Origin of the sequence: Streptomyces recifensis (assembly GCF_002154615.1) — a bacterium.
GTDB lineage: Bacteria > Actinomycetota > Actinomycetes > Streptomycetales > Streptomycetaceae > Streptomyces > Streptomyces griseoluteus.
Genome location: NZ_MUNH01000676.1, coordinates 1 through 10360, shown reverse-complemented (window position 1 = coordinate 10360; position 10360 = coordinate 1). Strand labels below are relative to the sequence as shown.

Below are 10360 nucleotides of genomic sequence, written 5' to 3'. Positions count from 1 at the left end.
GTCGGCGCCCGCGACGACGCGCGGCGCGAGTCCGCCGTCGAGAAGCTCCGGGCCGCTGGGGCGGACGCCTTCGGGGTGCCGCTGGACGTGACCGACGACCGGAGCGTGGCCGAGGCGGCGGCGCTGGTCGAGCGGCAGGAGGGAGGGTTGGACGTCCTGGTCAACAACGCGGGCATCTCCGGCGACATGGGGCCGGACTGGTCGCAGGACCCGACCACGATCGACCTCGACCAGATCCGCACCGTCGTGGACACCAACGTCCTCGGCGTCGTCCGGGTCACCAACGCGATGCTGCCCCTGCTGCGCCGCTCGTCCGCGGCGCGCATCGTCAACGTCTCCAGCTCCGTCGGCTCCCTGACCCGGCAGGCGGACCCGGACGTCGAGGTCGGACCGATCATGGCGGCGTACGCCCCGTCGAAGACGTTCCTCAACGGCATGACCGTGCAGTACGCACGGCAGCTCGCCGGTAGCGGCGTCCTGGTCAACGCCATGTGCCCCGGCCTGGTGGCCACCGACTTCAACGGCCACGCCGGCTCGCGCACCCCCGAGCAGGGCGCTGCCACGGCGATCCGGCTCGCCACCCTGCCCGACGACGGGCCGAGCGGGTCGTTCTTCGAGGACGCGGGCGTCGTCCCCTGGTGACCCGCCTCAGGCCGCCGCGCCTCCGTCCACGACCAGGTCGGTGCCGACCACGGAGGCGGCGTCGGGCGAGGCCAGGTACAGCACCGCCGCCGCGATCTCGGCGGTGGAGGACACCCGTCCCAGCGGTGCCACGTCCTTCATCCGGGCCGCCCGCCCGGCGTCGGTCTCGCCGGGCCGCAGCGACATCGTCGTGTCGGAGGGGCCGGGGCTCACCGCGTTGATGCGGACCCCGTCGGCGATGTGGTCCAGCGCGGCCGCGCGGGTCAGCGCGGAGACGGCCGCCTTGCTCGCGATGTACGCGGCCATGCCCTTGGCGCGGCGGTGTGCGCCCAGGTTGGAGGCGATGTTGACGATCGCGCCGCCGCCGGGCTGGGTGCGCATCCGGGCGATCTCGGCCTGAAGGCCGAACATGACTCCGGTGACGTTGATGTCGAGCAGGGTCCGCCAGTCCTCCTCCGGCAGATCGGCGACGGGGGCGCCGCCCCGGAAGACGCCCGCGTTGTTGACCGCGACATCCAGGCTGCCGAACCGGTCGACGGTGCGGCGGACCAGGTTCCTGACGTCCTAGGAGCGGCTCACGTCCGCGGTGATGGCGGCCGCCGTGCCGCCCTTCGCCTCGATCAGGGCGACCGTCTCTTCGAGCGGTGCGGCGGTGCGGCCGGCCGCGACCACCGAGGCCCCTTCGGTGGCGAAGGCGAGGGCGATCCCACGGCCGATGCCGGAACCCGCACCGGTGACGAGGACTGTCCTGCGGGTGAAGCGTGCGGTCACGATGACGACTCCCCTTGTTGACTGATCGTTCCACATACGAGGCACCCGCCCCCTTAGTCGAGCAGTTTCAGCGCCTGCTCGGCCGCGTCCACGACCCGGCCCGGATCGCTCGACGCCTTGCCGGCCACCCGCAGGCCCTGCATCAGCACCAGCAGCATCCGCGCGAGCGCCCGCGGATCACGCTCCGCGCCCAGCTCGCCCTGCGCGCGGGCCCGTACCAGGGCCGAGTGGAGCAGGGTCTCGACGTGGTCCCAGCTCGCCCCCACACGGCCGGCCGCGGCCGGGTCGTCCGCGCCCAGCTCGACCGCCGTGTTGGTGACGAAACACCCCTGGCCGCGCCGGACTTCGCTGCTCGCCTCGGCCGCGAAGCGCCGGACCACCGCCCGTACGGCCGGCAGGGCGGGGCCTGGCTGGGACAACTCGTGGAGGAGGGTCAGGTCGCGGTCCTCGTTGTAGCGGTCCAGTGCCTTCAGGTACAGGTCGTGCTTGTTGCCGAAGGTGGCGTAGATGCTGGCCCGGCCGATGCCGAGGTGCTGCACGAGGTCCGCCATCGAGGTCGCTTCGTAGCCGCGCCGCCAGAACAGTTCGAGGGCTGACTGGAGTGCCGCGTCCGGGTCGAATTCCTTGGTCCTAGCCACAGAGGGACCGTATCGATTCTTGATCGAGCGGTCCAGTTAAGTTGTCGCCGGTGTGCTTCATCAACCGGTTGGTAACGTCGGAGCCATGGCCAAGAACGCGAAGCAGCGCATCCTCGACGGTGCGCCGAATCCGCTCCGGGGCACCTGGGGACCGTCGACGCGCATGTCCGCACCGCGCTGACCGAGGCCCGGGTGCGCTGTATCGAGCCCTGGTTCACCCTGTCGGCCGACGGGTACGGGACGGCCGCCGCCACCGGCGTCGTCGTCCCCGCACGCGACCGTGCCGAACTGCCGGACGTCATCGAGGGCCTGTTGGTGGAGGACCCCGCGTCATGAGGAAATGGCTGCTGCTCACCGCGGCGATCCTGCTCGAAGTCACCGCCACCCTCTCCCTGCGCGGCGCCCTCGACCACCCGGCGCTCTACGTCCCCGTGGTCGTCGGCTACGTCGGCTCCTTCACCGTGCTGGCCCTGGTGCTGCGGGCCGGACTGGCCCTCGGTGTCGCCTACGGCGTCTGGGGCGCCTCGGGTGTCGCCCTCACCGCGATCCTGGCCGCCCTCCTCTTCGGCGACCCGCTCACCGGTGTCATGGGCCTCGGCATCGCCCTGGTGATCGCGGGCGTGCTCTGCGTCGAACTCGGCGCGCAGTCCGCCCGGGCCCGCCCCGCCCGCGAGGAAGAGGCACCCTCGTGATCTGGGCCTTCCTCGCCGGGGCCATTCTCAGCGAAGTCGCCGGCACCCTCTGCCTGGGGATGGCCTCCCGAGGGCGCGGCAAGCGGTGGCTCGCCGGGACCGTCACCGGGTACCTGGCCGCCTTCACCTTCCTGACCCTGGCCCTGGACGGCGGCATGGCCCTCGCCGCCGCTTACGGCATCTGGGCCGCCGCCGGTGTCGCCCTCACCGCCGTCGCCTCCCGCGTCCTCTTCGGTGAACCCCTCACCAGGGTCATGGGCGCGGGCATCTGCCTCATCGCCGCCGGGGTCCTGTGCATCGAACTCGGCGCCGGACACTGACCGGCGGACACCGGGTCCGTGCCCGCCGGACCCCGGCGCCGATGCCGGCCAGGGCCCCGACCCCGCCCACGGGCCGAACGCCGAGATGATCAGGGGGCTTTCGTGACCGCCGATGCCCCGAACGGGAACGGCGGCCTTACCGCCCTCGGATTCGGCCATTCCGTATCCGTCCCGGCCTCGCACGGCGGCCTCGCGCGGACGGCTGGTGACGCCCCGTCGGTCCCGGCGGCGGACGCGACCGCACGGGCGGTCAGCAGGCCTGACACGTGTCTCACGGGCCGGTGCGCCCAGTCCCCTCCGCCCGACCCGAACGAATGGCCGATTCACTGCGTCGACCGAAGGACGGGAGTGGCCACGGAACTTCTCCGGGTACTCGGGCCGCATCCCAAGTCCCTTACACAGCAAGGGACTTGACGTCCTACGAGAGGGAGTCGAACGATGAACCGCAAGCTCTTCAGGACCGCGCTGCCGCTGATGGGCGCCGTCGCGCTCGCCGCCGTCCCGGCGGTGACCGCGCAGGCCGCGCCCGCGCAGGCGCAGCCCTGTGTCCAGAAGGTCGCGGTGGTGAACAACTCGGGTTTCGTGCTCTCCTGGGCCGCGAGCACCCGCACCGGGGAGCAGTCGCCGTCGACGGACGCGTACCCCGTGAACCAGACCCGGACCATCGACCTGACGACCACGTCGTTCCCGGAGGGCACCGACCTGCGCCCGTACGTCGACGCCGTCGCCGGCACCAAGAACTACGGCAACCGGTACGTCTCGTACTGCGACAACGGACAGACGGCGACGTACTCCGTCACCGGGACCACGCTGGACTACTCGGTCACGCTGCTCGACTAGCAGGGGGGACCGATCAAGGGGCCGCGTCCGACGGGCGCGGCCCCTTCGCCGCATCCGGGGGCCCGCCGGGGGCGGAAGCACAGGTGACGGCTCCCGGCAGGAGGTGCTCGCCATGAAGGACGTCCGGCTGTCCTCGCACGAGAAGCGCGTACTGGCCGGGATGGAGCGGGCGCTGGGCCGCGACCCGGCGTTCGCCCGGCGGCTCCAGGAGATACGGGCCCCGCTCACCGTCCCGGCCCGGCGGCGGTCACGCGCCCTCACCGCCGCCGTGATCGCCTTCGCCGTCGTCTCGCTCACCCTGCTCGCCGTCGCGGTCGCCTACGCGCACCCCGTCCTGCTCCGGGTCTTCGCGGTCACCTGGCTGCTCACCCTGGCGGGGCTGATCCGGCTGACGGTGCGCTGGAGCCGGGGGGTGCGGTCGACACCGCCGGCCGTCGAGTGAGGGGGCCCACATGGATCACACTCGTGTGCCGGTCCGGCCGACGGGAAGGAGAATGGTCGACCCAGGGAGGCTGATGTGACGCGCGACAGGATCGGACTGGCCGAGGTGCTGGAGGCGGCGGAGGCCGCGGCGCCGGTGGCCTCACTCGACGTGGTCGCGCGCAACCTGCGCGACCGGTTCGGGGCGCAGTACGTGTCGTTCCTCTTCGTGGACGTCGTGGGGCGCCGCGTGGTGCGGGTCACCGAGGAGACGACCATCCAGCAGGGACGCCGCGCGGACCAGATCCCGCTGGCCGGCAGCCTCTACGACGAGGTCCTGCGCACCCAGAAGCTGGTACGGGCGGCGGACGGCGGGCAGGGACAGCGGGTCCTCGCCCCGGTCACCAACCGCGGCGACACCATCGGGGTGCTCGAGCTGTGGCTGCCCGACGTCACCGAGGACGTGCTGGAGCAGGTCGAGGAGGCCGCGCACGCGCTGGCGTACATCGTGGTCACCGACCGCCGCTTCACCGACCTCTACCACTGGGGCCAGCGCACCACCCCGGTGAGCCTCGCCGCGGAGATCCAGCGCCAGCTCCTGCCCTCGGCGCCCTCGTGCGAGGCCGCCGAGTTCGCGCTCGCCGCCGCCCTGGTCCCGGCCGACAGCAACGCCGGGGACACCTACGACTACGCCCTCGACCACGACACCCTGCACCTGTCCATCACGGACGCGATGGGCCACGACGTCGACGCCGCCCTCATGGCCACCCTTCTGGTCAATGCCTCGCGCGGTGCCCGCCGGGCCGGCGTCGCGATCGGGGAGCAGGCCCAGCGCGTCCATCAGGCCCTCCTCGACCACGGCCGGCGCACCTTCGCCACCGGCCAGCTGCTGCGCATCGCCCTCGACGGGAGCAGTGCGCACATCGTCAACGCCGGGCACCTCTGGCCGCTGCGGCTGCGCGACGGCGTGGTCACGCAGATCCCGCTGGACATCAACCTGCCCTTCGGCGTGGCCGGGCAGCGCGGCCCGTACGAGGTGCAGGACCTCGACCTGCGGCCCGGCGACCGTCTGCTGCTCTACACCGACGGCATGCAGGAACGCCGGGCGGAGTCCGTCGATCTCGCCGGGCTGCTGCGCGCCACCGCCACGGAGCACCCCCGCGAGGTCGTCCGCGTCCTGGTCGCCGCGGTCGTCGCGGCCTGCGGCGAGCATCTCGACGACGACGCCACCGTGCTCTGCCTGGACTGGCACGGCCCCACCACCGAGGAGCGCCACGCCAGAGGTGGGGCGGACACCTGACCTTCCCGGCCGGAGCGCCGGAACATCAGGACGGGGGCGCGGGGACGGGGTGGGCGGCGAGCGCCTGTGCCGTGTGGAACAGGCTGGACGCCATGGCCCGTCCGGTGGAGGCCGCCCAGTCGTGGCCGCGCTGCTCGTCCAGGTAGTTCGGGCCGGGGCCGGGGCCGAGGTGCCAGTAGGTCCACGCCTGGCCGGGGATCGTGTACCCGATGTCGCCGAGGGCGCCGTCGATCTCGCTGATCACGTGGTGGGCGCCGTCCTCGTTGCCGGTCACCACCACCCCGGCCACCCGGTTGTACGCGACCGGCCGCCCGGCGTCGTCCGTCTCACTGATCATGGCGTCCATCCGCTCCAGCACCCGCTGCGCCACCGACGACGGGTGCCCGACCCAGGTCGGCGAGGCGATGACGAGGATCTCCGCGGCGAGCAGCTTCTCGTGCACACGGGGCCACTCGTCCCCGTTCCCCATGTCGGTCTCGACGCCGGGCGCGATGTTCAGATCGACGGCCCGTACGAGGTCCACCTCCACTCCGTAGCCCTTGAGTGCGGCGACCACGATCCCCGCGAGCGCCTCGGTGTTCGAGGGCTCCGGGGACGGCTTGAGGGTGCAGTTGATCACTAGTGCGCGCATGGGGGTGTGGGTTCCCCGATCGCCGGGTTGGAAAGGTGCCGGGGGCCGGTATTCGCCCGGACGGACCGGGGGCCTGCCCGCGCACCCATGGGCGACCCGTCCTCGTGCACCCTGTTGCGAACATGTCAATCCGCGCTACGGTCTACCCGCGTCAACCCACACCTCCCCCACGAGGAGTCGATGCGCCGTGCCCCTGCTCCGACGAGCCCTCGCTCTCGCCGCCCCCGCGCTGGCCACCGCCGCGCTGCTCCAGATCCCCGCCCCGGCCCAGGCGACCGTCGTCCCGGACCACGCGGTGATCATCTGCCAGAGCGCCAGCTTCTACGCCAACTACGACAGTTCCTCCGGTCCCACCGGCCTGGTCCGGACGCTGTACTACGGCGACAAGGTCGGCCACACCCGAGGCGCGCACCCCGTCTACAACGGCTGGGCGGCCACCTTCGACTTCGGCCCCAACGACTGGGGCTACGTGCGCGACGAGTGCATCGGCGGCTACGGCTCATGGTGAGCCGGGATCTGGGAGGCAAGGGCATGTCCGCACCCCGTACCGTCCGCTTCGCGGCGTTCGCGGCCGCCGTCGGCGCCGTCCTGCTGCTGGGTTCCGGACCCGCGCAGGCCGCCGACGGCACCGTCGGCACCCGCGAGACCGTCTGCGCGCAGGACCTCTTCGTGCGGACCGAGCCGGTGGGCGCCTGGATGGGCACGCTCTACAAGGGACAGACGTTCCTGGTGGAGAGCAAGCAGTCCGGCTGGGCGTACGGCTTCGCCTACGGCAACATCAACCGCCGGGGCTGGGTCCAGGACGGCTGGTTCTGCTAGGGCGGCCCGGAAGCATCCCCCTCACGGCGACATCCGCGCCGCGACCTCCTCCGCGCACTCCCGCAATGCCGGGGCGTGGGAACGGAGTTGGTCCGCGTCCGTCAGGATGACCGTCCCGGCCAGGGACAGCGCCAGGGGCGGGGTGCCCTCCGGGGTGTCGGGCAGTGCCACCGCGATCGAGCGGACGCCGATCTCGTTCTCCTCGTCGACCTCCGCCCAGCCCCGCTCCCGCGCGAGGGCCAACTCCGCGCGCAGCAGGGCGGGATCGGTGATCGTGCGGGGGGTCACCGCCGGGAGCGGGCCGGTGAGCAGGCGCTCGCGGTCCGCCTCCGGCAGCGAGGCGGCCAGTGCCTTGCCCAGCGAGGTGGCCTGCCAGGGGTTGCGGGTGCCCTCGGCGTTGCGCAGCTGGAGATGCTGGGTGCCCTGCACGGAGAGGACGAGCAGCACCTCGCTGTCGTTCAGGATGCCCGCGATGACCGGCAGGCCGGTGCGCGCGGCAAGCCTGCGCATGGGCGCGGCCGCCGCCGAGTAGCCCGCCGGGGAGCGCTGGAAGCCGCGGGACAGTTCCAGCACGCGGGAGCCCAGCGCGTACCGCCGGGCCTCCTCGTCGTACGTCGCGAACCGTTCCTCGACCAGGCGGCCGAGGATGCGGTGGGCGCTGCTCACGGGCAGCTTCGCGGCGCGGGCGGCGGCGCTGACGCCGAGGCCGGCGGGGTGCTCGGCCAGCACGGTGAGCAGTCGCAGCCCCCGGCCCAGCATGTCGTCGCCGGATGGTGTGGTCACCGTGCGCGCCTTTCGTCGTTCACTGCCGCTGTCGTGGCCGGGGTGGGGACGGGGTGCGGCGGCCGTCCGTACGCGTGCCGGGGCGGCCGCCGCTTCGACGGTCACCGTACCGGGACCGGGCCCGTGCTCCTGGCGGGCTCGGGTGCCGCGAGGGTCAGCGCGGCGGCGACCAGGGTGCACACCGCCATCAGGCCGAAGGCGCCCGCGTCGCCCAGCTCGGTGCCGCGTACCCAGCCGACCAGATAGGTCCCGGCGAACGAGCCGAGCGCGCCGAAGGAGTTGACCAGCGCGACGGCCGCGCCGGCGATCCCGGGCGGCGCGAGGGTGGTGACGAGCGCGAAGTACGGGCCGTACGGGGCGTACAGGCACACGCCGGCCACCACCAGCAGGGTCAGGGCGAGCGGGAAGTCGCCGCCGGCCGCGTACGAGCCGAGCAGGGCGACACCGCCGCAGGCCAGCCAGGGCCAGACGGCCACGCGGCGGCGCCCGCTGCGGTCGGAGAGGCGGGAGTTGACCAGCATCGCCACGGCCGCGCACGCGTACGGGATCGCGGTGAGCAGGCCGGTGGCGCCGATGCCCTCGCCGGAGCCCTTCTTGATGATGGCCGGGAGCCAGAACACGAAGCCGTACATGCCGAAGGACCAGAAGAAGTACTGCACGGCCATGGTGAGCACGGCGGGGGAGCGCAGCACCCGGCCGTACCGCTCGCGCAGGGTGCCGGTCACCGGCGGCGCGGCCGCCTTCTCCGCCGCCAGGTCGGCCCGGAGCAGCGCGAGTTCGGGCTCGGGGAGGTTGCGTGCCTGCTCCGGGCGGTCCTTGACGAGCCAGAGGCAGCACACGCCCCACAGCACCGACGGCACGCCCTCGGCGACGAACATCACCCGCCAGTCCGAGACCGACACCAGCCAGCCGGAGACCGCCGACAGCCACATCACCGTGACCGGGTTGCCCAGGATGAGGAAGGTGTTGGCGCGGCCGCGCTCGCCGCGCGTGAACCACCGGCCGAGCAGCATCACCATCGACGGCAGCACCGCGCCCTCCACCACACCGAGCGCGAAGCGCACCGCGATGAGCTGGGCCGGGCTGCTGAGCATGCCCTGGAGCACGGCGAGCAGACCCCAGGCCACGGTCGACCAGGCCACCAGGCGGCGGGCGCTGCGCTGTTCGGCGTAGATCGTGCCGGGGATCTGGAAGAAGAAGTAACCGAGGAAGAACGAGGCGGCGATCAGGGAGTCCGCCCCCGCCGACAGTCTCAGGTCCTCGGCCATGCCGCCGGCGGAGGCGATCGCGTAGTTGGACTTGTCGAGATAGGCGAGCGAGTAGGTGACGAACGCGACCGGCATCAGATACCGGGCGCGGGAGGACCGCCAGAAGCCTGTCTGCGTGGGTGCCGCCGCTGCGGTGTCGGTGGCGGGTGACGTCGCTGTCATCCCAGACCCCCTGTTTTCCGTGTGATGGAAAGTGTTTCACTGGACGGAAAGCACGGTACGAGACGGAGGGTTCGATGACCAGAGATCTGCACCACACCGCCACCGGCGTCCTGCTGCCCTGGGCAGGTCTGGACCGGCAGCACGGCCCCTGGCCCGAGGGGGTCGAGGTCCAGGTGTGGGACGGCGTCACCCCCGGCAGCGAGCCCGCCGACGAGGCGCTCGCCCGTGTCGGCCTGTGGGTGATGCCCTACGCCGTGCCGGATGCCGTGAACCTGCTGCCGAAGCTGACCGGCCTGCGCGCCGTGCAGTCACTCAGCGCCGGCGTCGAGAAGCTTCTCCCGCTCATGCCCGCCGGGGTCACCCTGCACAACGGGCGCGGCCTGCACGACGCCTCCACCGCCGAGCACGCCCTCGGGCTGATCCTCGCCGCCCAGCGGGACCTGCCGCAGTGGGTCGCCGACCAGGGTGCCGGACGCTGGGAGCCGCACTTCACCCGCTCCCTCGCCGACGCCCGCGTCACCATCGTCGGCTACGGCTCCATCGGCGCGGCCCTGGAGCGGCGGCTGCTCGCCTGCGAGGCGGACGTCGTCCGGGTGGCGCGGCGCGCCCGGCCCGACGAGCGCGTCCACGCGGTGGCCGACCTGCCCGCACTGCTGCCGGAGACGGACATCGTGGTGCTCGTCCTGCCCGAGAACCCGCACACCGTCGGCATGTTCGGCACCGATGAGCTGGCCGCGCTGCCCGACGGCGCGCTCGTCGTCAACGTGGGCCGGGGCCGCACGCTGGACACCGGCGCGCTGCTCGCCGAGACCCGGTCGGGCAGGCTGCGGGCGGCCCTGGACGTCACCGACCCGGAGCCGCTCCCCGCCGGCCACCCGCTGCGGCACGCCCCCGGCGTGCTCATCACCCCGCACGTCGCGGGCGGCTCGGCCGCGTTCCGGCCGCGCGCGGAACGCCTGATCGTCGAGCAGGTACGCCGGTTCGCCGCCGGGGGCAGCGGGCAGGTGGCGAGGTCGGTGTAGGCGCAGGGCAGGTTCGCCGCCCGGTTGAAGTCGAGCACCACCGTGCCGTCGG

Annotated in this window: 14 protein-coding genes and 2 pseudogenes; 10 read left to right on the top strand and 6 right to left on the bottom strand. The window is 72.9% G+C overall.

Annotated features, from left to right (window positions below; all coding sequences use genetic code 11):
• Window positions 1–642: SDR family NAD(P)-dependent oxidoreductase (locus tag CCN33_RS28295; protein WP_086696261.1), on the top strand; the 642-nt coding region annotated here is incomplete at its 5' end.
• Between the two features lie 6 nt (window positions 643–648).
• Here CCN33_RS28295 and CCN33_RS28290 read toward each other — a convergent pair.
• Together CCN33_RS28290 and CCN33_RS28285 are read right to left on the bottom strand one after the other, a co-directional pair.
• Window positions 649–1449 (bottom strand): annotated as a pseudogene (locus CCN33_RS28290) (SDR family NAD(P)-dependent oxidoreductase).
• Window positions 1450–1466: 17 nt separating this feature from the next.
• On the bottom strand, window positions 1467–2051 hold the full coding sequence (locus CCN33_RS28285; RefSeq protein ID WP_086696259.1) for a TetR/AcrR family transcriptional regulator: 585 nt from the start codon (window positions 2049–2051) through the stop codon (window positions 1467–1469).
• A 192-nt stretch (window positions 2052–2243) separates the two neighbouring features.
• On the opposite strand from CCN33_RS28285, the gene CCN33_RS32305 reads away from it, so the two are divergent.
• From CCN33_RS32305 to CCN33_RS28260, 6 genes are all read left to right on the top strand, one after another.
• Window positions 2244–2387 (top strand): hypothetical protein, encoded by a 144-nt coding sequence (locus CCN33_RS32305; protein WP_167387968.1) that lies wholly within the window; start codon window positions 2244–2246, stop codon window positions 2385–2387.
• Window positions 2384–2743 carry a DMT family transporter gene (locus CCN33_RS28280; RefSeq protein ID WP_086696258.1) on the top strand — a complete coding sequence of 120 codons (360 nt, stop codon included), beginning with the start codon at window positions 2384–2386 and terminating at the stop codon, window positions 2741–2743. The genes CCN33_RS32305 and CCN33_RS28280 overlap by 4 nt, the downstream gene beginning before the upstream one ends.
• Window positions 2740–3063 carry a DMT family transporter gene (locus CCN33_RS28275; RefSeq protein ID WP_086696256.1) on the top strand — a complete coding sequence of 108 codons (324 nt, stop codon included), beginning with the start codon at window positions 2740–2742 and terminating at the stop codon, window positions 3061–3063. The genes CCN33_RS28280 and CCN33_RS28275 overlap by 4 nt, the downstream gene beginning before the upstream one ends.
• Window positions 3064–3501: 438 nt before the next feature.
• Complete coding sequence (locus tag CCN33_RS28270; protein WP_086696254.1) at window positions 3502–3903, top strand: hypothetical protein; 402 nt, start codon at window positions 3502–3504, stop codon at window positions 3901–3903.
• A gap of 112 nt (window positions 3904–4015) precedes the next feature.
• Window positions 4016–4345: a DUF3040 domain-containing protein gene (locus CCN33_RS28265; RefSeq protein WP_086696251.1), complete on the top strand. Its 330-nt coding sequence runs from the start codon at window positions 4016–4018 to the stop codon at window positions 4343–4345.
• Window positions 4346–4420: 75 nt separating this feature from the next.
• The gene (locus CCN33_RS28260; protein WP_208621933.1) at window positions 4421–5623 is read left to right on the top strand and encodes a PP2C family protein-serine/threonine phosphatase; all 1203 of its coding nucleotides are present in this window, start codon (window positions 4421–4423) and stop codon (window positions 5621–5623) included.
• 25 nt (window positions 5624–5648) lie between these two features.
• On the opposite strand, the gene CCN33_RS28255 is transcribed toward CCN33_RS28260, so the two are convergent.
• Window positions 5649–6254, bottom strand: coding sequence for a flavodoxin family protein (locus tag CCN33_RS28255; protein WP_167387967.1), 606 nt, complete (start codon window positions 6252–6254; stop codon window positions 5649–5651).
• Window positions 6255–6441: 187 nt separating this feature from the next.
• Here CCN33_RS28255 and CCN33_RS28250 point away from each other — a divergent pair, with 187 nt between their 5' ends.
• Together CCN33_RS28250 and CCN33_RS28245 are read left to right on the top strand one after the other, a co-directional pair.
• Window positions 6442–6762, top strand: a complete 321-nt coding sequence (locus CCN33_RS28250; protein WP_208621932.1) for a hypothetical protein — start codon at window positions 6442–6444, stop codon at window positions 6760–6762.
• Between the two features lie 23 nt (window positions 6763–6785).
• The gene (locus CCN33_RS28245) at window positions 6786–7073 is read left to right on the top strand and encodes a hypothetical protein (RefSeq protein WP_208621931.1); all 288 of its coding nucleotides are present in this window, start codon (window positions 6786–6788) and stop codon (window positions 7071–7073) included.
• 21 nt (window positions 7074–7094) lie between these two features.
• Here CCN33_RS28245 and CCN33_RS28240 read toward each other — a convergent pair whose 3' ends face one another.
• Both CCN33_RS28240 and CCN33_RS28235 read right to left on the bottom strand, forming a co-directional pair.
• Complete coding sequence (locus CCN33_RS28240) at window positions 7095–7856, bottom strand: IclR family transcriptional regulator (protein ID WP_244173964.1); 762 nt, start codon at window positions 7854–7856, stop codon at window positions 7095–7097.
• Between the two features lie 101 nt (window positions 7857–7957).
• Window positions 7958–9286: an MFS transporter gene (locus tag CCN33_RS28235; RefSeq protein ID WP_086696248.1), complete on the bottom strand. Its 1329-nt coding sequence runs from the start codon at window positions 9284–9286 to the stop codon at window positions 7958–7960.
• A gap of 74 nt (window positions 9287–9360) precedes the next feature.
• Between CCN33_RS28235 and CCN33_RS28230 the strand changes: the two genes are divergently transcribed.
• The gene (locus tag CCN33_RS28230) at window positions 9361–10308 is read left to right on the top strand and encodes a 2-hydroxyacid dehydrogenase (protein WP_086696247.1); all 948 of its coding nucleotides are present in this window, start codon (window positions 9361–9363) and stop codon (window positions 10306–10308) included.
• On the opposite strand, the pseudogene CCN33_RS31330 reads toward CCN33_RS28230, so the two are convergent.
• Window positions 10263–10360 (bottom strand): annotated as a pseudogene (locus CCN33_RS31330) (DUF1684 domain-containing protein); the annotation flags it as partial. The gene CCN33_RS28230 and the pseudogene CCN33_RS31330 overlap by 46 nt on opposite strands.